This window comes from Gilvimarinus japonicus, assembly GCF_042847215.1.
Classification (GTDB): Bacteria; Pseudomonadota; Gammaproteobacteria; order Pseudomonadales; family Cellvibrionaceae; genus Gilvimarinus; species Gilvimarinus japonicus.
Window position 1 is genome coordinate 3,339,163 of sequence record NZ_AP031500.1, and the last position, 23,526, is coordinate 3,362,688.

Annotated in this window: 19 protein-coding genes; 2 read left to right on the forward strand and 17 right to left on the reverse strand. The window is 52.4% G+C overall.

Features of this window, described 5'->3' with window-relative positions; translation table 11 throughout:
* The first annotated feature begins 472 nt into the window (after positions 1–472).
* Together ACGHAD_RS14160 and ACGHAD_RS14165 are read left to right on the forward strand one after the other, a co-directional pair.
* Entirely contained in the window at positions 473–1,948 is a 1,476-nt protein-coding gene (locus ACGHAD_RS14160) for a GMC oxidoreductase (protein WP_382417972.1), read from the forward strand.
* Positions 1,945–3,054 (forward strand): hypothetical protein, encoded by a 1,110-nt coding sequence (locus tag ACGHAD_RS14165; protein WP_382417970.1) that lies wholly within the window; start codon positions 1,945–1,947, stop codon positions 3,052–3,054. Before ACGHAD_RS14160 ends, ACGHAD_RS14165 begins: the two co-directional genes overlap by 4 nt.
* A gap of 79 nt (positions 3,055–3,133) precedes the next feature.
* On the opposite strand, the gene ACGHAD_RS14170 is transcribed toward ACGHAD_RS14165, so the two are convergent.
* The 17 genes from ACGHAD_RS14170 to ACGHAD_RS14250 all read right to left on the reverse strand — a co-directional run bounded on the left by ACGHAD_RS14170 (position 3,134) and on the right by ACGHAD_RS14250 (position 23,137).
* Positions 3,134–5,050, reverse strand: a complete 1,917-nt coding sequence (locus ACGHAD_RS14170; protein WP_382417968.1) for an acyltransferase family protein — start codon at positions 5,048–5,050, stop codon at positions 3,134–3,136.
* A gap of 174 nt (positions 5,051–5,224) precedes the next feature.
* A complete protein-coding gene (locus ACGHAD_RS14175; RefSeq protein WP_382417966.1) occupies positions 5,225–7,300 on the reverse strand; it encodes a hypothetical protein in 2,076 nt (691 codons plus the stop codon).
* 206 nt (positions 7,301–7,506) lie between these two features.
* Positions 7,507–8,313 (reverse strand): 4-hydroxy-tetrahydrodipicolinate reductase, encoded by an 807-nt coding sequence (gene dapB / locus ACGHAD_RS14180; RefSeq protein WP_382417964.1) that lies wholly within the window; start codon positions 8,311–8,313, stop codon positions 7,507–7,509.
* Between the two features lie 18 nt (positions 8,314–8,331).
* A complete protein-coding gene (gene ribA, locus ACGHAD_RS14185) occupies positions 8,332–8,937 on the reverse strand; it encodes a GTP cyclohydrolase II (RefSeq protein ID WP_339615801.1) in 606 nt (201 codons plus the stop codon).
* Positions 8,938–8,972: 35 nt separating this feature from the next.
* Positions 8,973–9,614: a TIGR02281 family clan AA aspartic protease gene (locus ACGHAD_RS14190; protein ID WP_339615800.1), complete on the reverse strand. Its 642-nt coding sequence runs from the start codon at positions 9,612–9,614 to the stop codon at positions 8,973–8,975.
* 40 nt (positions 9,615–9,654) lie between these two features.
* A complete protein-coding gene (locus ACGHAD_RS14195; protein ID WP_339615799.1) occupies positions 9,655–10,152 on the reverse strand; it encodes a phosphatidylglycerophosphatase A in 498 nt (165 codons plus the stop codon).
* A gap of 1 nt (position 10,153) precedes the next feature.
* A complete protein-coding gene (thiL, locus tag ACGHAD_RS14200; RefSeq protein ID WP_382417961.1) occupies positions 10,154–11,152 on the reverse strand; it encodes a thiamine-phosphate kinase in 999 nt (332 codons plus the stop codon).
* Between the two features lie 22 nt (positions 11,153–11,174).
* Positions 11,175–11,636, reverse strand: a complete 462-nt coding sequence (gene nusB, locus ACGHAD_RS14205) for a transcription antitermination factor NusB (RefSeq protein WP_339615797.1) — start codon at positions 11,634–11,636, stop codon at positions 11,175–11,177.
* A complete protein-coding gene (gene ribE, locus ACGHAD_RS14210) occupies positions 11,636–12,103 on the reverse strand; it encodes a 6,7-dimethyl-8-ribityllumazine synthase (protein WP_382417959.1) in 468 nt (155 codons plus the stop codon). Before ribE ends, nusB begins: the two co-directional genes overlap by 1 nt.
* A 30-nt stretch (positions 12,104–12,133) precedes the next feature.
* Entirely contained in the window at positions 12,134–13,252 is a 1,119-nt protein-coding gene (gene ribBA, locus ACGHAD_RS14215; protein ID WP_339616063.1) for a bifunctional 3,4-dihydroxy-2-butanone-4-phosphate synthase/GTP cyclohydrolase II, read from the reverse strand.
* The gene (locus ACGHAD_RS14220) at positions 13,252–13,908 is read right to left on the reverse strand and encodes a riboflavin synthase (RefSeq protein ID WP_339615796.1); all 657 of its coding nucleotides are present in this window, start codon (positions 13,906–13,908) and stop codon (positions 13,252–13,254) included. The genes ribBA and ACGHAD_RS14220 overlap by 1 nt, the downstream gene beginning before the upstream one ends.
* A 10-nt stretch (positions 13,909–13,918) precedes the next feature.
* On the reverse strand, positions 13,919–15,067 hold the full coding sequence (ribD, locus tag ACGHAD_RS14225; protein ID WP_382417957.1) for a bifunctional diaminohydroxyphosphoribosylaminopyrimidine deaminase/5-amino-6-(5-phosphoribosylamino)uracil reductase RibD: 1,149 nt from the start codon (positions 15,065–15,067) through the stop codon (positions 13,919–13,921).
* A gap of 43 nt (positions 15,068–15,110) precedes the next feature.
* Positions 15,111–15,587, reverse strand: coding sequence for a transcriptional regulator NrdR (gene nrdR, locus ACGHAD_RS14230; protein ID WP_339615794.1), 477 nt, complete (start codon positions 15,585–15,587; stop codon positions 15,111–15,113).
* A 73-nt stretch (positions 15,588–15,660) separates the two neighbouring features.
* Positions 15,661–16,404 (reverse strand): 23S rRNA (guanosine(2251)-2'-O)-methyltransferase RlmB, encoded by a 744-nt coding sequence (gene rlmB / locus ACGHAD_RS14235; protein WP_382417955.1) that lies wholly within the window; start codon positions 16,402–16,404, stop codon positions 15,661–15,663.
* Positions 16,405–16,476: 72 nt separating this feature from the next.
* Positions 16,477–19,059, reverse strand: a complete 2,583-nt coding sequence (rnr, locus tag ACGHAD_RS14240) for a ribonuclease R (protein ID WP_382417953.1) — start codon at positions 19,057–19,059, stop codon at positions 16,477–16,479.
* A 107-nt stretch (positions 19,060–19,166) separates the two neighbouring features.
* Positions 19,167–19,886, reverse strand: coding sequence for a FadR/GntR family transcriptional regulator (locus ACGHAD_RS14245; protein ID WP_339615791.1), 720 nt, complete (start codon positions 19,884–19,886; stop codon positions 19,167–19,169).
* A 437-nt stretch (positions 19,887–20,323) separates the two neighbouring features.
* Positions 20,324–23,137: a TonB-dependent receptor gene (locus tag ACGHAD_RS14250; RefSeq protein ID WP_382417951.1), complete on the reverse strand. Its 2,814-nt coding sequence runs from the start codon at positions 23,135–23,137 to the stop codon at positions 20,324–20,326.
* Between the last annotated feature and the right edge of the window lie 389 nt (positions 23,138–23,526).

A 23,526-nucleotide genomic window follows, 5' to 3' on the forward strand; every position in this document is an offset into this window, starting at 1 on the left:
ATCATTTCCCAGATTTACATTATGCCGAGTCATCGCAACCACAAGCTCCTACTCTTCTTAATTATTCCTACAGGCCTACTCGCCACACGCGTACTCTACGTCGCAGGATTAATACATCAATTAACGCTAGCGGCTGTGATTATCGGTCTAAGAGCCTGCAGCGTCACGCTATTTACTTACGCCCTGCGACCACTGTCACGCGGACTTGGCAACCTATGCATTACTGCCGCCCTGAGTGCCAGCGTACAGATTCGCCCAACCTCTCTCGGGCTCATCCAGCTTAGTAGCGCCGGCAACAACTGGGATACCCAGCCTGTACTTTGGCATTGGCACAGAGAGAGGATATTATCTAGCCGTTCATTAGCGCGTTTGACAGCTTGACTGGCGACAAAACTTGGCAGTGTGCCAATTATATATGTATTAATACCTTTAACTTACCTCAGGTAAGTCTAAACCCTGATAGGAGAACACGGTGATAATAGATCTCGAACAGGACTCTACAGCGAGCTCAACACTAACCGCCGATGTCTGTATTGTTGGCGCGGGGCCCGCAGGGATTTCACTTGCATTAGAGCTAGCCCGAGAGAGACCCGATTGGAACATCGTGCTAACCGAGGCCGGCGGCCCTGAGAACGCGTCTCAAGCTGAAAAAGACATCTATAAAGTAGCGTTAGGTGAAAAAAATTATTCCGTACTGGATATATCACGGCGCCGTAAGTTAGGCGGCACCAGCGCACACTGGGGGGGGTGGAGTAAACCTCTCGACGATACCGACTTCGAAGAAAACCCTGCATGGGACTTACCCTCTTGGCCAATCTCCAAGCAAGAGGTCAATAAATACATACCTCGCGCCCTCACGTGGATCGAAATCGACAGTGGCAACTTTGACATCAGCGACATTCGTAAAACACAGAGCGGGAAACTACTGCCTCTTAGAAAAGACGCCAAAATCAGCGAGCAACTATTCCGCTTCAGCCCTCCGACCCGTTTTGGCGACCGGTATTACGATGACCTAAAAGCACAAGACAACTTAACCTGCTTGCTACACGCCAACTGCTACGAGCTTACGCAAACCGGGGACAAAATCATCAGCGCCAAAGTACGCTCATTAAACGGAGCCGATGTCGAAATCAAAGCCAATAACTTTACTCTCGCGATGGGTGGCATGGAGACGACTCGATTGTTGCTGAATTTACGCAATGACGAAGCGGCGAACGGTGAAGGAATCTACTCCGACCACCTGGGGCGCTACTTTGCCGACCACTTTGGCGTTCGCCCTGGCGAAATTCTCGCTCCGGAAGGCCTAAAGTACAGCCGGTTCGGCGATGCCAGCGGCCCGATCATGCCGGTACTCACTTTCTCACCGGACAGTATTCGCACAAGCCACGAACACAATAGCTGCATGATGTTACAGGCCAGTGCCGCTCCAGACTCATTGCTAGCAGGGTATGGCGGAGCCAAAGCCTCAGGGTTCCACCCCAACCAGTACTGGCACTACTCAATACAAATGATTATTGAGCCTCGTCCCAACCCCGCCAGCACCTTAACGTTAACCAACGAACGCTGCGCTTTGGGGTTACGCCGAATGAAACTCGACTGGGCTCCCCATGAAGACGACCTTGCGTCAGCCTACCGATTATTTAGCGCACTTGGCGACGAACTGGGCCAAACTGGCCTCGGGCGGCTACACCTCACAAAACCAAACAGTCTCGACGTCAGGGCAAACGTCAGTGGCGCCTGTCACCACCTAGGCACAACGCGCATGGCTGCCAATAGCAGCGATGGTGTAGTCGATACCAACCTTAAAGTGTTTGGGCAACAAAACCTTTACGTGGCTAGCTCGTCGGTGTTCCCGCGATACGGCTACTCCAACCCGACACTAACAATAGTCGCTCTATCTGTGCGCCTAGCGCAACACTTAGCCAGCCAAAACGGAGCTGCAGCATGATTAAAAGACGAGATTTTATAGTCGCTGGTGTTAGCGCAGGCGTCACCGCAGGTGGCATGCACTTACTATACACAAGTCACTCTGAGACTTTCCTAGCACCAACAAAAGCGCCCGCAGCACTGATCCTCGAAACAGGACACGGCCAACAGCTCGACGATATTCTGCTGTCTCTCGAAAATAGCGAGCGGATAGCCACCGCATGGATTGAGAAGCAAGCGACTCAACCATCTATCGCCAAGCTAACCAAAACACTTGCACAAAAATTCGACCTTAGCAGCCCAGCGCTGGAAAAAAGTGTCTACCAACAAGTGCAGCAAGACTTTGCATCTGGAAAAACTGCCAACCTCGATGGCTGGACACTTAGTACTACTGAGTGCGAGCTCGCGGCACTGCGACACCTAGTGGTAACAGCCAACCCTGACAACATAGCTATATTACGCGCACAAGAAAAAGCCAAGCTTGAGGCTGGCCTAACGGTGGGTGAGATCGCCCCACTTAAAAATTGGGGCCCGCAAACAACAACTCAAGGGAAAAAGTTTAACGAGCAGCCAGACGGCCATAGCGGGCTTTGGTTTCAACTCTCAGGCGCGCCCGGCCGCGTCAAGATCATGATTGATGGCGAGATCGTCCGAACAGTTGTTAATGAAACCGTGGTAACGTCGGGACTCTTCGGTGAAATGCAAGATCGCATTCTATCCAATCCTGGCAAATATGAAATCGCTCTCATCGACCCAATTAAAAACATTAAGCAACCCATTGGCGAGTTGACGGTAAAAGCCGACCCAAGAATGGCGAAAAAACTTGGAAAAACAGACTCTGTATTTTGCGAAATAACATCTTGGGGGCCGAAAAAAACAACTATAGGGAAACCTGCCAACGAACAACCTGACGGCTCAATGGGGGTATGGGTTAAGACATCCTGCTTTCCCGACGGAGCCCAAATAATGCTAGACGATGACTTACTTCCCACCACCACCCGAGAGTTTGGCGCCACCAGCTCAATACCGGCGGCATTACTTGAAACGCCAGGGGAGAAAACACTCTACTTTTTTGACGAGAAAGCTCAAGAGACAATAAAAATCGGCACCATTACGATCGAAGCGTAAAAGAGTAGGTTTGATTAGGCGGATACAAATTGTTCATAAATATAGTGCGGTGGCGGCTTGCCACCGCCGAGCGCAAAAGCTAATGGTTTAACGCATTGAGCTGAAGGTCATCCCAGCTAGGGTAAAGCTCCTTCAATCTTTTTGATGCAAACTCAGTGGCCTCAAAGCTTAGATGGTGCTGGTCATAACTATATGGTGCTGAGCCAAATTGAATTTTACACCCACTCAAGCTTTCAGCAGTGCAAAATAACGATTTCTTACTAAGATAGCGGTAACGGTTCCTAGATAGCTCCTGTAAACGCTCATCAAACAGTGCAAAGCTAGCTACGTAGTCTGTGAAAATACGAGGATCCACACGTTGATTGAAGAGGTCAGACATTGGCTTATTCAGCGCCAGATAGTTACCAAAAACAATCAGACTGGCGTCAGCAACATCCTGAATATATTCATATGTTTCAAGGAGGTCTTCTGGTTTATAAGTACCCCAGTACAGCCCAATTACAATGGTGTCAAACTGTCCCAGAAACTCTGAAGATAATCGTTGTTCATTTAGGGCTTTACATTCCTCATAATTTGACCAATCTCCTTGTATACGCTTTAACGTATCACCCACTGCAGGAGGGCACCCACCCAGGGAGCGTTTAACGTAATACTTATCCGGGTAGGCGAGCTGCAGAATATTCAAAGCATCTGCGGCATGACTATCGCCTAAAATAAGCACGTTTTTGCGAAAGTCTTCCGAAGGAACTTCACAAACATCCCAACCCCGAGCTTGGCAATTCTTCTGAATTAGCTGAAACCGGTCAGACTTTCCTTGTTTGATTTTCTCAGAGGTTAACTGCTCAAACCCAAAACGATCAGGCCAACCGGCCTTCTCTTTTGTTACCCAAGAAACCCCGACAAGCGATACGAACATAACCATCATTGCCGCCACGAACGCACGCGGACCGAACACCGCGAAAGAGCCACGCTTGCGAAAAGGTGTCTCGACAAAATGGTACATGAGAACAGCCAGCAGGAAAATCGCTAACAGTAACAGCAACTTGTCCGTTACTAAGAACCGGCTCAAGCCATACTTATACAGTACGATAAGCGGCCAATGAACAAGGTACAAGGAATACGAAATCAACCCGGCATAAACAACGGGGCGAAGCCTTAGGCAGAGCCCTACATAAGTTTTTTCGCCAAAAAGAATAATCAGCGCCGCCCCAACACACGGGATAACGGCAGCAAAACCTGGAAAAGTAGTCGACTCACTATACAAAAACACTGGGACGATAACCGCGGCCAGGCCCACCAGGCACAGTACCTCATGTGTGTATGCACGCAACCGTAATTGCCCGCCAAGCCAGACCAGTACACCGCCGATAGAAAACTCGACGATTCGAAACGGCATCATATAAAACACCAGTGCGGGCTCTTTGCGAACCAACAGCTCAGCGGCGATTAGGCTCGCTGCACCCATAACAATCAAGACCGAAAAAACGACCTTTTCTTTTTTGATAAAACACAATAAGAGCGGCCAAAAGAGGTAAAACTGCTCTTCAACCGACAAGCTCCAGGTATGCAAAAGGGGTTTTAATGTAGAAGCGCCATCAAAATACCCAGATTCATTCCAGAACAAGAAATTAGAGACCGAGAAAACCGAAAAAATAGTTTCTGTTGCCAACCGATCATAATTAGCAGCAGGAAATATAAACCAGCCCGCCAACAGGGTAAATAATAGCGTAGCAAACAAAGCGGGCAATAAGCGGCGCGCTCGTTTTGCATAAAATCCTCTAAAACTGAACTCTTTACGTCTCACAGATTGGCGTATATGAGCTGTAATCAAATAACCAGAAATAACAAAAAATACATCTACACCAATAAAACCACCACCAAACAACGTTAGCTCAAGGTGGTATAAAATTACGCAGATAACGGCCAGAGCCCGAAGACCATCTATATGAGGGAAATAGCCTGACTGCCCGCCATTCACTTCAGAAACTAATCGCATAGAATTTCCTTTATAACTCGCGCGAGCTCAACCATTATCGCGACCTTACTCGGCTTTCCACAAAACCAACACGAGAGCCTAAGTACTATTTAAAGATATAACGTGGACAACTTGAAAATACGACCACAAGAACTTGAGTAAACACCGCTATAAATCACAAGTCGACATCCATAATCAATTTTTCTCTAGATCCACCCTAGCGGGAACTTTATATAGCGTCACACCTTCCCCCCTCACAGCCACCGCAGCTTGATCTGACATGTATTGGCGCAATTGTCTAAGTACCGGCAAGTGCTTAATTTGCCTCGACTCATCCGCCAACAAGAAATACTGAATATCGAAGCGCTGAAAATACGAGAGCATTGCGTCAAGACTGACGGCATACTCTCGACGAGCATAGATCACAGACAACAGACTCTCGGTCGGTACAGGGAGTAAAGCGGCATTTTGCTCTAAACCATGAGACACAACACGTGTAGTTTTTGGCTCCGACATTAAATAATCACTAATATCAAGTAAACCACGTCTTTTTAGATGATTTTCTCGCCACTCCCCACCATTAAACGGTTGGCCACCAAACTTAACATCAAGAACTCGCGTACCAGGAGTAGACCAAGCAGCCACAAGAAAGCTTTGGGCCGCACTGAAAAGACTAAAAAGCACAACAACTACGCAAGCCGTTGCTCGAATACTGGGGAAATGCCCTAACCGTCTAGCAAAACTAGCCAAAGAGAGACACGTGATCAGCCCCAAAGGAAACATGTAGTAATTTCCGTCGCCGCCACGAACATGGTAACGCCAAGCGATTGCTATCGCCAAACCAACCAAACTCAGAAAAATCATAAGTCCTGTAAAACTACGAGACACCTTCATTCGGTCGCGAAAGCCTAAACTAGCGGCTAGCACACCAAGTACACAAAAAAGAAACCAGTAATTTCCCTGCCAGGTGATGCGAATTTTGGGCATATAGTTTGGCGCAAAAAGCCACTCGTAGAGCATGCGCGGAACCTCACCCCAAACTTGAGGTTTAGTCCAATTCAATGTTCCCGCAGGCTCTCGCTCGACAAATCCTAACCAAAGCCAAATTTTTAATAATGGATCAGGGCCTACCGTAGGCACGCCCGTTAATAGCCATGTTCGGTAGACGAAAATGAGCGCAACACAAACGGCCAAAACAAATACAACGATCGCAGCTCGCCGCTGAGCGTCTCCCTTCCACACTATCGTTACTTTCGGGGATATATAAAACTGCAATACAACGAAAATAAAACTAAAAAAGACAAATGGTATTGCGGTGTATTTACAGGATACTGCCAATGATGCAGCGGCCATCGCATAAAATAATGATGAGACTGTTCTCTGTGAAAACCAATCACCTAGCTTTAAGAGCATCATTAAAAGAAGGAAGGTAGAAATCACATCAGACTTAAGCTGCAATGCAGTATTTGCCCATGCTGGGACTGTCAGCACGAGAAGCGCTGCCATGTGGCACCAAGTGGCAGAAAGTGCGAGCTTTTCGCAAATTTTCCAAATTGCCGCCGCTGAAAGTAATAACAAACCCACTGTAACGCCTGCTTGCACTCGCAGTTGGTCAAACCCGGTGACAGACAGGAGCAATGTTTCCCATAGTTTAGGAAAATAATGTACCGGAGAGACAAGCCCTAGACTTTGAAAAATAGTGCCGGTAGGCGCTAACAAAACATCGCTGCGCCCCAAGTACCAAAGCGTATCGTGACCGACAACGTTTTGCGTTCGTGCAGCTAGAATGATGACCCATGTGACTGTGACGCTGAACAATACACTTTGTATATAGCCGTCTGGTCGAGCACATTGATAAAGCCGTATAATGCCGAGCGAGCTTTTATTCAATAATATGGCCCCACTGCCGCATACAAATAATAGCACTAACAGTAGAATGGGATACGCAAGATGAAAAAAGGAGAGAAAGAAAGTCGTCATTGACCAGATACAGATCCCCGCCAACAGTGCCGTCAAGTCGTCAACGCCCTTGCACTGTCCCAATCGGTGCAAGCTAGAACGACCTATTGCAGACAGCAACTCCCAGAAGAGCCAGCCTACTAAAACTGTGAGCTCTGCATTATGCCGACGCAAATACAGCAACGCCCCCACAACCGCCATGACCACCAACCAGCGACGGCGAAACACCGACGCGACACAAATTAGACAACCTAATAATAGAGCCTCTAGCCCACCTTCGAGCGCAGAAGGTTGAGCAATATGCCAACTCATGGGACCTCGCACGAAGAGGTCGTATCCAACCACACCAATAAACGCAACGGCTAGCAGCGAGAATACGCCGCAGATAAAGTAAATTCTTAAGGGCGAGCGAAGGCAACTATACATATACAAGCCTAAATCGAACGTTAGCAATCATGAAACACAGCGAGGCCTCTCCACAACGCGGCGGAGAGGCTTTCACATTTAAAAGGAGGCTATCAGCGTAAGCTCAACACATCCTGCATATCGTAAAGCCCGGGCTTTTGGCTCAACAACCAGCCGGCCGCTCGCACCGCGCCATTGCCGAAGGCTAAACGACTAGAGGCTTTGTGGGTAATTTCAACGCGTTCGCCGTCAGCCAAGAACATCACTGTGTGTTCGCCGACCACATCGCCGCCGCGTACCGTGGCAAAACCGATAGTGTCGTGATCGCGCGCGCCGGTTTGGCCCTCGCGGCCGTATACGGCCACTTTGTTTAAGTCTCGCCCGGTGGTGTCGGCAATGACTTCGCCCATGCGCAAGGCGGTGCCCGAGGGGGCATCGACTTTGTGACGATGGTGCGCCTCATAGATTTCGATGTCTGACTCTTCGGCCATGACGCGCGCGGCGGTTTCAAGCAGCTTAAAACATAAATTGACGCCAGTGCTGAAGTTGGCCGCCAGGCACAGTTGAATTTGGCTTTGATAGCCGAGCAGCCGGGCTTTTTCCGCATCGGTAAAACCTGTGGTGCCAATCACCATCGCTTTGCCGTGCTTGGCACACAGCTCGGCGTTGGCCAGCGTTGCGCTTGGCGAGGTAAAGTCGATTAAGGCATCAAAGCGGTCGATCACATCGGCTAAGTCCGTGACAATTGCTACACCTTGTTTACCGACGCCGGCCAATTCACCCGCGTCGGCGCCAGCCAACGAACTGCCAGGGCGGACAATGGCCACCGTCAGCTCTGCGCCTGTGGCAGCCACGGCGGCCTCAATTAAAATTTTCCCCATACGGCCGGCGGCGCCGGTCACGGCAATACGTACTGTCATGAATAAACCTACTCTTAATTAATCTGCGCTGTTGTCGTCTTCAAATAAGTGGCCAAGCTTACCTTTCTTTGTCTCAAGGTATTTGGCGTTGTGGGGGTTGCGACCCGTTTGGTGAGGGATACGCTCGGCAACGGTAATGCCCATATCCTCTAGCGCTTTGACTTTGCGTGGATTGTTGGTCATTAACTTCAGTGAGCGAATCGTTAAATGATCCATCATGGGCTTTAAAATGCTGTAATCGCGCATATCGGCACCAAAGCCTAGCTGCTCGTTGGCCTCAACCGTGTCGGCGCCACAATCTTGCAAATGGTAGGCTTTGATTTTGTTCAGCAAACCAATGCCTCGCCCCTCTTGGCGCAAGTAAAAGATCGCCCCGCGCCCGACAATGGAGATTTTATGCATCGCCGCCTGCAGCTGGGGGCCACAATCACAGCGCATGCTAAACAGTGCGTCACCCGTCAAGCACTCTGAGTGTACCCGCGCCAATACCGGCTCGGGCCCGGCTATATCCCCCATGGTGAGCACTATGTGCTCTTTATCCATACCGGTATCAGAGAAGCCGTGCATCACGAACATTCCCCAAGGGGTTGGCAGCTTAGATGACTCGACAAATTGTATGGTCACTAATTTCTCTCTATTAACGTAACAAAAACTGCGGGCTACTGGCTGGCGCGCAACACCAACACACCGTTTTCTGTCGACATACTGACGTTGCCCAAAAAACTGTTACCCAACAAAATATCTTGACTGCCAAAGTTGGCAATCACCATCGCCTGAATATTGCTCAAGGTAATACCTCCTACGGATACGCTTCGCAGCCATACACTGTACGCATGGGCCGGCCCGTTGGCGGTGGTAACCATGCCTTGGTCACCGCTTAAATAATTAAGCCCCAACCGCTCGGCTTGAACGACGCCCATGGCAATCGAGGTCGCCCCGGTATCTACCATAAAGCTCACGCTTTGGCCGTTAATCATTCCCGACGACCGATAATGACCACCGCGAGATTGATTGAGCCGTACCTCTATAGTCTCGACTTTGGCAAAATTGGTGGCTATGTGGCTCGATAACGTCAATGTGTAGGTGGCACCCTCATACTCTACCTCGGCGCCAGCGCGGGAGGCGTTAATAAGTGTGACGCCTTCGGGGCTGGTTTGTCCGGCACGGAGCATCCGCTGCTTACCATCAATACTAATCAGCGCAGTGCCATTGGCCAGCATTTGCGCTGATAAATCCGCCGCTACGGTCACCATGCTCAGCACGAATGAGCTTAAAAATACAATTAGCTTTAGTCGCCACATATCCCTCTCCTTTCTCGCGCTTCCTTTTTACGAGTCGTGTTTAAACCACCAACCAAATTAATAGCTGCATGGCTAACCACGCGTAAACGGCCGCCAAAACATCATCCACCATGATGCCAAGACCGCCCGATATTTTTCGGTCGGCCAACGATACCGGCCAAGGCTTGGCGATATCAAATATCCGAAACAACACAAAACCGGCCAGCATCCAGTACCAGTCTGGCGGCGCCAACAACATGGTAAGCCAATAGCCAACCATTTCATCCCAGACAATACCCGGGTGGTCGTGCACACTTAAAGCACGGGAGCTTTTTTCACACCAATAAACCCCGAGCGCAAAGGTCACCACCAACCACACACAGTACAAGGGCACACTTAAATCGCTAATCAGCCAATAGATCGGTATAGCCGCCAGTGTTCCGGCAGTACCCGGCGCTTTAGGCGCAAAGCCGGAGCCAAAACCAAAGGCAAAGAAATGGTTACTGTTGCTAAACAGCTCGCGGCGGGTGGGCATGGGTAAAGGGTGTGACTGGCTCATATTAAAAGTGTCGGTAACCTGTTGTGTCGACGCTAAAGGGAGCGCCATCCAATTCGCAATGTACTCCGGCGCCACTGACAATACGGCCGATTACAGTGGCTTGAATACGGCCTTGAGCCTGCGCCATCGCAAGCTGTGGCATATTTTGCTCGGGCACGGTAAAAACGAGCTCGTAATCGTCACCGCCCGTTAAGGCCCATCGCTGCGCCTGCCCGACATCAAACTTTTGCAGCGTTAGACTTAAAGGCAGCTCGGCAATATCGATTTCGGCGGCAACATCGCTCGCCTCGCACAGGTGCCCAAGGTCGGCTAACAAGCCATCAGAAATATCTTGTGCGCTGCTGGCAATATCGCGCAACAAAACCCCTTCACTAATGCGTGGCTCGGGGCGGTAGTAGCGCGACTGCAGGTACGCGCGGTCTGTCTCGTCCAGCGCTGCTTCAGCAACATTTAGGCTGTCTTCGTCCAACGTCGCAAGTGCCGCCGCGCTATCGCCCAGGGTGTGGGTTACCAGCACAAAATCATCAAGGCCGGCACCGTCGCGCCGTAACGCTTTAACGGCTGGCACCTGCCCAAGCATTTGAATACTAATGCTCAATGGGCCGCTGGTGGTATCACCGCCAATTAAGCTGCACGCGTAGCCATCGGCACAGTCTTTAAGGCCGCGGCTAAAATCAGCAACCCATTCGCGGCGCGTCTCATCGGACCACGTTTTAGGCAGTGTCAACGCCAACGTAAACCAGCGCGGTTCGGCCCCCATGGCAGCCATATCACTGAGATTAACCCGCAGCGCTCGCTGCGCAACCTCAGCGGCGGGCGCATCGGCCAGAAAATGTACTCCGCTTACCAAAGTATCGGCGGCCACCACCAGCGCCTGACCCGCATCCGGTTGTATCAGCGCGGCATCGTCACCAATACCCAATAATACTGACGCCGGGTTAAGTGCATCCGGCGCAGGCTTAAAGTAGTGATTGATCAGTTCAAATTCACCAGCGCTCACGCGTTAATCCTTATTGGCCGGGTTAACGACGCTGCGCCTTAACTTCTAGGGCGCGAACATCCACGGCGGCTCGATCTAACACACCGTTAACAAACTTATGACTGTCAGTGGCGCCGAATTTTTTTGCCAAGCCGACCGCTTCGTTGATGACCACTTTATAGGGCACATCGATACGATACTTAAGCTCGTAGGATGACAGGCGCAACAGTGCTTCGGTTACCGGGTCTAGCTCGGCCAATGAGCGGTCTTGCAAGTGTGGCTCAAACAACGCTTGAACTTCGTCCAGACGCGCGGGAACTTCGTGCAAAAGCTCGTGAAAATAAGGCACATCGACATTTTTCATGTCGTACTCGGCGCGAAACGACGCCTCAATCACGTTGACGCTATTGCCCGACATTTTCCACTGATACAAACCTTGCAGCGCATAGTGCCGCGCTTTGCGCCGCGCCGAAGGTGACGGACCTTGTTTATCGGTTGTGCTCATTAAATCTTACCTAACAGTGAAACCATTTCGAGTGCAGTTGCGGCCGCCTCGACGCCTTTGTTGCCGGCTTTGGTGCCCGAGCGCTCAATGGCTTGCTCGATAGAATCTACCGTTAGTACACCAAACGTAATAGGCACGCCGGCATTCAGCGATACTTGCGACAATCCTTTGGTGCACTCGCCAGCCACATAATCAAAGTGTGGCGTACCACCGCGAATAACCGCGCCCAGCGCGATGATTGCATCAAACTCGCCTTTGGCAGTAATTTTTTGCGCAACCAGCGGAAACTCAAATGCGCCGGGGGCATAGTAAATGGTGACGTTGTCTTCGCTAATACCGTGGCGGCGCAGGGTATCCAACGCACCGTCTTTTAAGCTCTCTACCACAAAGCTGTTCCAACGGCTGACAATCAGGGCGTACTTACCGCTCGATTCCGAAAAATCACCTTCAACAATTGTGTTGCTCATAATCGCTATCTCTTACCGTGTAATATTCGCTTAATCGGCATCAGGGCCGACGTAACCCACAACTTCTAAATCAAAACCCGACAGCGCCGAGAAACGCATCGGGGCAGACATAACACGCATCTTGCGTACGCCTAAATCGCGCAGAATTTGCGAGCCGGTGCCTACCTGCTTATAAACCACGTCCGGACTGCGGCGCTGAGGCCGGCCAGACAATAACCAATCGATAGACTCTTCGACATCGGTGGTGGCTTCATCGTGACAAATGAGCACTAATACCCCTTTGCCCTCGCGCTCGATGCGTTTGAGTGCTTCGGCGTAAGTCCAAGAGCACACACCGTCGACCGTTGGCCGCTTAATGGCCAACAAATCCCGCGCGGTATCCATCACATGCACGCGCACTAAGGTATCGTCTTCGGCCTCTAGCTCGCCCTTAACCAACGCAAAATGCAGGTCGCCACGAGCTAGATCGCGGTAGGTATGCAATTCAAAGTTACCGTGCTCGGTGGCAACCGTGCGCTTGTTAATACACTCGACGGTTTGCTCTTTGGTGGCCCGGTAGTGAATTAAATCGGCAATGGTGCCGATTTTTAAATCGTGGGTTTTCGCAAACGCTTCTAATTCGGCGCGGCGCGCCATCGAACCATCGGGATTCATCACCTCGACAATCACCGCCGAAGGATCAAAACCTGCCATACGGGCCATATCACAGCCGGCCTCGGTGTGGCCGGCGCGGCTCATCACGCCACCGGGCTGAGCAATAATCGGGAAAATATGACCCGGCTGAACGATATCGCGTGGCTGGGCGTCGGCCGCCACAGCAACCCGCACAGTGCGCGCCCGGTCGGCCGCCGAAATTCCCGTAGTAACCCCTTCGGCCGCTTCAATCGAGGCGGTAAAGTTAGTCGAGTGTTTGGCTTTATTATCTTGCACCATCAGCGGCAGGCCCAATTGCTGGCCGCGCTCGGGAGTAATAGTCAGGCAAATTAAACCGCGCGCGTGGCTCGCCATAAAGTTGATGTCTTCGGCGCGCACTTGCTCAGCCACCATAATCAGGTCGCCTTCGTTTTCGCGGTCTTCGTCGTCCATCAGGATAATCATTTTGCCCTGACGCAGATCGTCGATCAGCTCTTCAACTGTATTCAATTCCATCATCGGTTAAAGCCGTTCTCTGTCAAAAATTCCAGGGTGATATCGCCATCGGTTGCGGCGGCTTTATCGCCTTGCAGCAAGCGCTCCAGGTAGCGAGCCAACACATCCACCTCTAAGTTAACTTTACTACCCGTACCATAACGGCCCATAACGGTCTCCGCTAAGGTATGCGGCACAATATTCAGTTCAAACTCAGCGCCCTCGACTTTATTTACCGTTAGGCTGGTGCCATCGACGGTAATGGAGCCTTTATGCGCAATATAACGCGCCAACGCATCGGGTGCGCGCAAGCGAAACCGCTCTGAACGTGCGTCCGATGCGCGACTAACCACCTCGCCCACGCCATCAACATGGCCACTGACGATATGCCCCCCCAGGCGGGTAGTCGGGGTCAGGGCTTTTTCTAGGTTTACGCTTTGCCCGGTGCGCCAGTGCCCGATCGTCGTCAGCGCCAAGCTCTCGCGCGATACATCGGCGCGAAAGCCGTCGCCGGGCAAATCGACAACCGTTAAACACACGCCATTGGTGGCAATAGAGTCGCCCAGCGCCACATCGGCCAAATCAAGCTTGCCCGTGCGAATGCGCAGGCTAATATCGCCATTGTTGGGGGTCAATTCAATGACTTCACCCACCGCTTCGATGATTCCGGTAAACATCGCGAGCCCTCTAGCTGTCCATATCCGGTACGGCCGTGATACGCCAATCTTGGCCCACCGCGCGGATATCGTTAATGTGCAGTGGCAACTGACCGGACATTTTATCCACCGGCAAGTCAAACAAACCGCGGGCATTGTTACCCATCAGCTTGGGCGCCATATAAATAATAATTTCATCCAGCAGGGCGCGACGCAAAAAACTGCCCGCCAAGGTTGCGCCCGCCTCGACCAGTACATTATTACAGCCACGACGGCCCAACTCATCCAACACGGCCTCGACCCGCACCCGCCCTTTTAGTGCGGGTAGTTCGATATGCTCGACGTGCTCTGGCCACTCGTGGCGCAGCTCACCGCCAGTGTGCACCACCAGTATAGGTGAAGCATTCTTTACCAACGCGCAGTCGGGCTTTAACCGCTGATTAGAGTCGAGAATAACCCGCAGCGGCTGGCGCAACTCTCCCTCGCTGGGCGCTTCTATCCAGTCTTCGCGCCGCACCGTTAAGCTGGCGTTATCCATTAACACGGTGTCGACGCCTGAGATCAACGCGCAACTAGCAGCGCGCAAACGCTGTACGTCCTCGCGCGCGCGGCGGCTGGTTACCCAGCGGCTCTCGCCGCTTTGCATGGCAGTGCGACCGTCCAGGCTCATGGCCAGTTTGCAGCGCACCCAAGGGCGACCGCGAGTCATCCGGCGCACAAAACCGGCATTTAGCGCCAGCGCGTCTTCTTCCAGCAAGGGGCCAGACACCTCAACACCCGCCTCGCGCAAGCGCATAAAGCCGGCGCCAGAAACCTCAGGGTTGGGGTCTTCCATGGCGTAAACCACCCGCGCAATACCTGCCTGTACCAAAGCCTCGGCACAGGGGCCGGTGCGGCCGGTGTGGCTGCAGGGCTCAAGGGTGACATAGCAGGTGGCGCCGCTGGCGGCATCGCGCCAGGCACCTGGACTGTCCGGGTCACCACCGGCGCTGCGGGCGGCATCGCGCAGGGCATTGATCTCTGCGTGGGGGCCGCCGGCGCGCTCGTGCCAGCCGCGGCCGATCACTTCGCCGTCGCGTACCAACAGGCAGCCGACCATAGGGTTGGGGGTTGTGGTGGTAAGGCCACGGCGGGCAAGGCCCAGCGCCTCGGCCATATAGGCGCGATCGGTGATTGTCATAGTGTCTGTCATGAAAACGGGCCCGAATCTGGGCAAATAACGGCTATTGCTCGATCGCCGGGTCGCCCTCGTGGGCTTCCAGACGGTCAATCTCTTGGCGGAACTCGTGCAGATCTTTAAAGCTGCGATAGACCGAGGCAAAGCGCACGTAGGCAACTTCGTCCAAATCTCGTAGCTCATCCATCACTTTTTCACCCAAGCGTCGCGAGCCTACTTCGCGCTCACCGGTAGCTTGCAAAAAGTGTTTGATGTTGTTGATCGAGCTCTCGATGGACTCCACAGATACCGGGCGCTTTTCTAGGGCGCGCTGCAACCCGGCGCGCATTTTTGCCTCATCAAAGGGCTCGCGAGTACCGTCTTGCTTAATAATACGGGGCATCACCAGCTCGGCAATTTCGTAGGTGGTAAAGCGCTCGTGGCATGCTAAGCATTCACGACGCCGACGCACCTGGTCGCCCTCGGCCACCAGCCGCGAATCAATCACCTTGGTTTCATCGGCGCTGCAAAATGGACAATGCATGACGTTCAGCCTCGCTTGGCGCAATTTGCGCGCATATTAGCACAAAAAAGCGGCACAAAGGTGCCCACTTAAATCAACTGTTACGCTGACGCACCGCCTCAAACAGGCAAACTCCGGTAGCCACCGAGACATTTAAACTGCTGACGCTACCAGCCATAGGGATTTTTATTAATTCATCGCACGTCTCGCGCGTTAGACGGCGCAGCCCGCTGCCCTCGGCCCCCATCACCAGCACCAAAGGCCCGGTTAAATCTGACTGGTACACTGTTGCTTTTGCCTCACCCGCCGCACCGCGCAGCCACAAGCCACGCTCTTGCAGCTGAGTAAGCGTGCGCGCCAGATTAGTCACTGGAATAAACGGTACCGACTCGGCCGCACCACAGGCCACTTTGCGTACCGTGGGGTTAAGCCCTGCAGCGTTGTCTTTGGGGGCGATCACGGCGTGCACGCCGGCGGCATCAGCCGAGCGCAAACAGGCGCCCAAGTTGTGCGGGTCGGTCACGCCATCAAGCACCAACAAAAAAGGCGCCTCATCTAAGTGATCCAGCAAGTGGTACAAAAAGTTTTCATCGTGAGCCTGGCCCGGACGGCAGTGGGCAATAACGCCCTGGTGGTTACCATCACCGGCCAGGGCATCCAGTTTTTTACGCGCCACTTGCTCGACAGAGATGCCGTTTTGCGCGGCCAGTTGCAGTACTTTTTGCACCCGCTGATCTTGCCGTCCCTGCAGCGCCATTAAACTCAGCACCCGCTCTGGGGCGCTTTTCAATACCGTAGTGACGGCGTGCAAGCCGTACAGAGTTTCGGTTTTACTCACGAATCTTCGCTCTCCAATGGAGGCGCGCCGCCGCTGTACTTATCGCACCAGAACAGCATGGCATTGGTGCGCCTAAGACTTCTTTTTAAACTTCGCCAGCGTCTTCTTAAATCCAGCTGCTGCCTTCGCAAATAGAGATTTGCCCGTCGCTGCTGAGCCATCTTGCGCCGGTCGAACTGCTGCAGTTTGCGCCGATTTACGAACCGACGAGTCGGTTTGAGAGCCATTAGAACGCTTCCTCTTACGTGGTTTGCGATTACTATCTGAACCCGAGTAAGACTTTTGACCGCCACCGCGCTTGCCTTGCCGCTCATCAGCCTTGCCTTTACCGCCAGCACGCGAACCGGGCTTTTTACCCTTACTTTTGCCTTTGGCGCCAGACTTGCCCTTGCCCGAGCCGCGGCTATCTTTGGCGGCGGCGCGCCGACCGGATTTAACAGAGTCCAGCTCAAAGTCGATTTTGCGCTCTTCCAGGCTAACGCGTACTACTTTAACGGTCAGCTCGTCACCCAGGCCAAATACCTGCCGGGTACGATCGCCCACCAAACGGTGCTTGGCCGGATCAAAGCGGTAGTAATCTTGTGGCAGTGCGGTAATGTGCACCAAGCCGTCGACGTAGATATCTTTTAGCTCGACAAAAACCCCAAAGCCGGTCACGGCGCTGATAATGCCGTCAAACACATCGCCGACTTTATCCTCTAAGTATTCGCACTTAAGCCAGCTCACCACATCGCGGGTGGCCTCATCGGCGCGACGCTCGGCCAGCGAGCAGTGCTCGCCCAAAGCAATCACATCGACCATCTCGTAGGGATAAATTTTTGCGCGGGGGATGTCTTTAACGCCTTCGACGCGAACCACATGCGACGACTCTTGCGAGGAGCGCACTACCGAGCGAATAGCACGGTGCACCATTAAATCGGGGTAGCGGCGAATGGGCGAGGTAAAGTGCGCATAGGCGTCGTAACCCAAACCAAAGTGACCGTCGTTTTCGGCCTGATACACCGCTTGGCGCAAGCTGCGCAGCATCACGGTTTGAATCATATTGGCGTCGGCACGGCCTTTGATAGCCTCCATCAATACCTGATAGTCCGCCGAGGTTGGCTCATCGCCGCCGCCTAAACCTAACCCTAATTCACCTAAAAACTCGCGTAAATTCTCGAGTTTTTCGGCTGTCGGGCCTTGGTGCACGCGGTATAAACAGGGAATTTTGTGCTGCTCTAAAAAGCGTGCGGCACAGACGTTGGCGCACAGCATGCATTCTTCGATCAGTTTATGGGCGTCGTTGCGCTTGACCGGCACGATGTCTTGGATTTTGCGCTCGTCGTTAAACAAGATACGCGTTTCTACCGTTTCAAAATCGATCGCACCGCGCTCGCTGCGCGACTCGCGCAAAACTTTGTACAAATTATGCAACGCTGCAATATCATCCAAACGGTCGGCGTATTCAGCTTTAACCGCCTCGTCGCCCGCGATAATCGCGCCCACTTGGTTGTAGGTCATGCGCGCGTGAGAGTTAATAATCCCCTCGTAAAACTTATAGCCGGTAACCTTGCCGTGGCTATCAAGGTTCATCTCACACACCATCACCAAGCGGTCGACGTGCGGATTGAGCGAGCACAAGCCATTGGAGATCTTCTCCGGCAGCATGGGCACGACATGATCGGGAAAGTAAACGCTGGTGGCGCGGCGCTTAGAGTCGTCATCTAAACCAGTGCCGGGGCGGACATAGTGAGACACATCGGCGATGGCAACAAACAAGCGCCAGCCGCCTTTGCGAGGCTGACACAATACCGCATCGTCAAAGTCGCGGGCGTCTTCGCCATCGATGGTGACAAAGGGCAAATCGCGCAAATCGGCACGCCCGCCCTTATCGTCTTCGTCGACCTCGCTCGGCAGCGCCTCGGCCTCACTCAGGGCATTGTAGCTCCACTGATTAGGGATCGAATGCGCCTCAATGGACAATTCGATTTCCATGCCTGGCGCCATATGATCGCCCAGCACCTGAATCACCTTACCTTGTGGCGGACGCTGTTTTTCCGGCTGGCGGGTAATCTCCACCACCACAATCTGCCCAGAGGTGGCGTTCATCTCGGCGCCCTGAGCGATCATGATGTCTTGGGTAACGCGGCGGTTTTCGGGGCGCAAGAACTGCACGCCATCCTCTTTGATAAAGCGGCCAGCTAGCGTTGTCGTGTTGTGCGACAACACCTCAACAATAGCGCCCTCTTCTCGGCCGCGGTAATTCTCACCCTGCAGCCTAACCAGCACCTCATCGCCATCAAACACTTTGCGCATTTGGCGGTTGTGCAGATAGAGATCTTCGCCACCCTCAACCGGCACCGCAAAGCCGTAGCCGTCGCGATGGCCCTGGACGCGGGCGCGCACCATATCCATGCGGTCGACCCGCGCAAACGCGCCGCGGCGATTACTGATCAACTGGCCGTCGCGAGCCATGGCAATAAGCCGGCGGCGTAGCGCCTCGATGTCGTCGTCGGTTTCCATGCCCAGCAAGTCGCAGGCTTCGGGGTGGGTGACAGGCCCGTCCTGCCGATCCAGCAACTCTAGAATGACCTCGCGGCTGGGAATAGGATTGTCGTACTTCTGCGCCTCTCGCTCGGCGAAAGGGTCCACCGGTGGACCTTGGCGTTTACTCAAATGATTTGCCCCATAAATTAGCAAAAATAAAACGGCCACCCAATGCGGGTGGCCCGATGTCAGACATTATAGGGTATATAGAAGGTTAAACCTACGAACCGGCGTTTTTACGCCAAATCAGACTTCTCCAGCTTTTGCTCAATAAAGCTCAGTGCCTCGTCAATCAGCAAAAACATGGCATTTTTGGCGCGCTCGGCATTGCCGCTGGCAATCGCCTGGTACACCTTAGCGTGGTCATCGATCACCCCATCAGGGTTACCCTTAATGACATTGGTGTGGCTGATACTAACGTTAAGTGCCGTGCGGGTAAAATCGCGCATCCGAATGTAAAAGCGGTTTTCGCTGGCGTACAGGATGCTAATATGAAAATCGATGTCAGGCTCTAAGCCATTCTCACCGGCTTCAGCCGCCACGCGCATCCCTTCCAGCGCATCGCCAATCGCCTGAATGCGCTCGGGCCGGGCAAACCTCGCCGCCAAGGCCGCCGCTTCGGGTTCAATAGCGATACGCATTTGCAGGAACTCTTTTAGCACTTTAAGCGAGGGGTTACCCTCGAGGGACCAACGCAACAAGTCAGAGTCGAAAATATTCCAGTCTTCCTCGGGCATAATGCGAATGCCTTGACGCGGGCGGCTCGATATCAGCCCCTTGGCCGATAACATTTTTACCGCCTCGCGCACCGCCGTGCGGCTAACGCCAAACTCTTCGCACAACTCCGCTTCCGTTGGCAGGCTTTCGTGTTGACTATAGTCCCCGCAAACGATCGCGCGCCCCAACTGTTGGGTCATGCGTTGTGACAAATTATTATTTCTTTCAAGTACAGCCATGTAATCTCTCACTCGACACAGGGCAATTCAATACCCGTAAACGCTAAAGGTATCGGCTAGACGGCTTTGAATCAAGCGTAATTAGCGATAAATAACAGCAAACAACAGGGATTAAACATAACAGACGGGCACAAAAAAGCCCCCGCATAGCGGGGGCAAAAAGAAGAGACCATGCATAACTGCAAATTTTACCTGCGGCCGACTGCCCATAGCCGACACACGTCATCACAGCTAAACACTTGTTCCGCATGTATTCGGAACAGTGCGACGCGCAAACGCCGCTCCGGCCACCGGAGTTGACTGGCAACCGGACTCGGGGCAAGCCCGATCTAAGTGCCGCCGGGAAACTCCCGGCAAGCGAAATAAGCGCCTCGGCACGGCTTTGCCGCCCGAGGCATAACGATTACGACACAAATGCAGCGGCCGTTAGCGCTTCTTTAGAAGCTGTAACGAGCACCCAGTGCAAAGGTGCGCGCAATCTTCCAGTTACCCAAGGTGTGATATTCGCTGTTGCCGTAGCGGCTGTGCGATGTCTCATCGGTCAGGTTAGTGGCATCAAACGAAACGGTTAAGTCGTCAGTGACGTTGTAATTCAACTGGAAGTCCAGCGATTGCTGAGCGTCGCGATAAACTGCCAGCGGGTTCGCAAAACCAGCAGCTTCGTTGTTGTTGTAAAAGTCGGAACGCCATACATAGCCCAAGCGGGTATCGAACGAGTCACGCTCGTAAACCAAAGTGATGTTATAAGAGGTATCAGACACACCAACAATATCGGTGTCTTCGGTACCAACCACATCACCAGACTCATCCGTCACCGGAATCGTTTGCTCGGAGTCCAGCAAAGTCAAAGCCGCCTGAACACCGAGGCCGTCCAGAACACCCGGCAGATTTTCCGGGAAATAGCTCGCCCCCAACTCTACACCGCTCAGCTCACCGTCAGAAGCGTTATCGGGCTGCGACACAACAAACCGATCCGCTTGATATCCAGGAACATCCTGCTCAATCATATTGCGGAAGCCGACAACCAAACCTTCGATATCGCGCCGGAATGCAGTCAAATAAACTGAGCTGGCATCACCGAAGTACCACTCCAACGACAAGTCCATATTTTGCGAGGTGGTCGGCTCCAAGTCTGGATTCCCCCCCTCACCGGTACCGTAGCCCAAATTAGACAGATCATCGAAGTAAGTGAACGTGGGGTTCAGGTCGGTAAACAGCGGCATGCGCAGAGTTTCACCGTAGTTAAAGCGCAATAACAAGCCTTCGGTAAAGTGCCAGCGCGCAGTCAAGCTCGGCATGAACTCGGAGACCTCGGTAGAGCCCTGACTACGCTCATCATTAATGCTATCCACAAACTCGGTGTCGGTCTGAACATTTACGTAACGACCACCGATTTCACCGTCAAAGCGCATACCCGCCAACTCGGCTTCAAACTGAGCGGAGGCATAAAAAGCAGTATTCACTTCGTTGAGGTTAAACTGCTCAGTTTTTTGCTGGTTAACATCCATGGCATCTTCGGTGCCGTCATCATAAAGGTTGATGAACTGCTCACGGTTGTCAAACAGAAACTGGCCATCCACATTGGCCCAAGTGCTCGGCACATTGTACTCACCATCCATAAAACCACTGTTTACGTAGGCAATGCCGTCATCTAAGTAAGTGGAGAACTGGCATTCTTCTGCCGTGCCCTGACAAAACTCTTCCCACTGATCACGGCCATACTCCGTAGCATCATGGTCATCGTAGCGCACACCAAAATTAAAGGTGTGAAAGAAACCGCCTTCGTTCAGGTACTCACCATCCGCCGTAAAAGTTACTGCCGAACCCTCATTGCGGGCACCATTGTCGTACAAGGGGCCCATGCGATAGTGCGTCAGGTCAGTCAGATCAGCCTCGTTAACATCCGGGGTATTCGGGTCATCCACGAAGGACAAAGAGGCATTTTGGGTGAAATCCAACATCATCTGATAGCGCTTCGGGTCAGCTCCGCGCGACGCGATAAAATCGTTTTCGAACTCACTGTCCTGATAAACCAACTCAGACTCTAAGGTAAAGTTGTCCGAAAGATCCCACTCACCGCGCAACGCATGCATAAACGAGTCGGTAGCGGCCGTGTTAAAATCACCACTCACAAAGCTACCCAGCGGGTTAGCAACAGTGCGCGACTTAATAATATTGGTACCTTCGTATACCTCAAAAGTATCTTCAATATTACCCAAAGTGGACAGATCGCCCCACCAGTCCGCATACGAAAAGAACAAATTATTGAAGGTATCATTGCGAAAGCCAGTGTACATAGACTCAAAGGTATAAATAGACGAGTCATTAGGAGCGTACTGCAGCGAGATATTCGCAGCAGTACGCTCGCGCTCGCCAGTATAGTCGGTCATAATAAAAGCATCGCGGCCTAAGTAGTACTCTTGCTCGACACCGCCCATCGTCAGAGTCGAGCCAGCCTCTGAAGGCAGACCATTCTCCAGACCGGGAGTCCACACATTGGTATCAAAAATACGCTGCAGCGGCGTATAGCCTTCCGCGATCGGATCTTCGTTCACAAAAGGAACCTGAGCACCCGGGGTCACAGACTGCGTACGAAAGTTAGTTTTGGCGTACGAAACGTTCACCAAAGCACCAAAATCACCTGCTCCGGTTTCCCATACATTACTAAACAGACCACTTAGGACTGGATCTGTCTCTTCAGACTCTTCGTTGTATACGCCGCGAGCCGCCAGCGACACTTTTGAGCCGTCAAAATCAAACGGACGGAAGGTGTGCACGTCGACCTGGCCGGCAATACCTTCTTCAAACTGACCGGCAGAGCGGTTTTTGATCACGTCGATACGCGATACCAAAGTAGAGGGCAAATCGGCCAAAGCCATGGCACGACCAGAAGCAGTAAAGACAGTGCGACCATTGACGGTGGTGCTAACGTCAGTTAAACCACGAATGGTAACGGCATTTATCTCGCCATCGGCGCGGTCGGTCACCTGAACGCCAGGAACGCGCTGCAGGGACTCTACCACGTTATTGTCGGGAAGCTTGCCGATGTCTTCGGCGATAATCGCGTCCATCACCTGCATGGAGTCGCGCTTAATATCGATGGCTTTATTCAGACTGGCTCGGATGCCGGTGACCACCACCTCTTCGAGCATCTCCATCTCATCATCACTGGTGGCCTGAGCGACAACCTGTGTAGAACCCAACGCAGCAACCAGGGCTATGGATGAGCTGAGCACACTTCGCTTGAACATAATTACTCTCCGTTCATTATTTTGACAGGCCTTAAACGTCGGTTTGCGCCTGCAGCTAGATTATTATCAGTAAATACAAACCGCACCGACCAGCGTCGACACAGGCGATAGCGCCAGTGGGCTATCGCGGCTCTCCTCAGTTATTTGTATTACAATTAGAATATTAATGTCTTACAGAGAGATAGTCAACACCCAACAACACCTTATTTATCCTACTTATAAAAGCTATAAAAAACAGTGAAAACCATATGCAACACTTAAAACCACCAATAAAAATAAGAAAACATTCGAAAACTCGTGTAAACCGCACGAAAAAGCGCAAAAAGTCAGAGTTCGCACCCATCAACACCCGCCTCCTCCAGATAAACAAGCTAACTGCCACTTTCACA

What these genes read in the sequence shown, in the direction of transcription:
- ACGHAD_RS14170 (WP_382417968.1), bottom strand. Translation starts at nt 5,050, where the DNA reads ATGCGATTAGTTTCTGAAGTGAATGGCGGGCAGTCAGGCTATTTCCCT.
- ACGHAD_RS14220 (WP_339615796.1), bottom strand. Translation starts at nt 13,908, where the DNA reads ATGTTTACCGGAATCATCGAAGCGGTGGGTGAAGTCATTGAATTGACC.
- ACGHAD_RS14175 (WP_382417966.1), bottom strand. Translation starts at nt 7,300, where the DNA reads ATGAGTTGGCATATTGCTCAACCTTCTGCGCTCGAAGGTGGGCTAGAG.
- nrdR (WP_339615794.1), bottom strand. Translation starts at nt 15,587, where the DNA reads ATGCATTGTCCATTTTGCAGCGCCGATGAAACCAAGGTGATTGATTCG.
- nusB (WP_339615797.1), bottom strand. Translation starts at nt 11,636, where the DNA reads ATGAGCACAACCGATAAACAAGGTCCGTCACCTTCGGCGCGGCGCAAA.
- ACGHAD_RS14165 (WP_382417970.1), top strand. Translation starts at nt 1,945, where the DNA reads ATGATTAAAAGACGAGATTTTATAGTCGCTGGTGTTAGCGCAGGCGTC.
- ACGHAD_RS14195 (WP_339615799.1), bottom strand. Translation starts at nt 10,152, where the DNA reads ATGAGCCAGTCACACCCTTTACCCATGCCCACCCGCCGCGAGCTGTTT.
- ribE (WP_382417959.1), bottom strand. Translation starts at nt 12,103, where the DNA reads ATGAGCAACACAATTGTTGAAGGTGATTTTTCGGAATCGAGCGGTAAG.
- ribD (WP_382417957.1), bottom strand. Translation starts at nt 15,067, where the DNA reads ATGACAATCACCGATCGCGCCTATATGGCCGAGGCGCTGGGCCTTGCC.
- ACGHAD_RS14190 (WP_339615800.1), bottom strand. Translation starts at nt 9,614, where the DNA reads ATGTGGCGACTAAAGCTAATTGTATTTTTAAGCTCATTCGTGCTGAGC.
- dapB (WP_382417964.1), bottom strand. Translation starts at nt 8,313, where the DNA reads ATGACAGTACGTATTGCCGTGACCGGCGCCGCCGGCCGTATGGGGAAA.
- ACGHAD_RS14250 (WP_382417951.1), bottom strand. Translation starts at nt 23,137, where the DNA reads ATGTTCAAGCGAAGTGTGCTCAGCTCATCCATAGCCCTGGTTGCTGCG.
- ribBA (WP_339616063.1), bottom strand. Translation starts at nt 13,252, where the DNA reads ATGGAATTGAATACAGTTGAAGAGCTGATCGACGATCTGCGTCAGGGC.
- ACGHAD_RS14245 (WP_339615791.1), bottom strand. Translation starts at nt 19,886, where the DNA reads ATGGCTGTACTTGAAAGAAATAATAATTTGTCACAACGCATGACCCAA.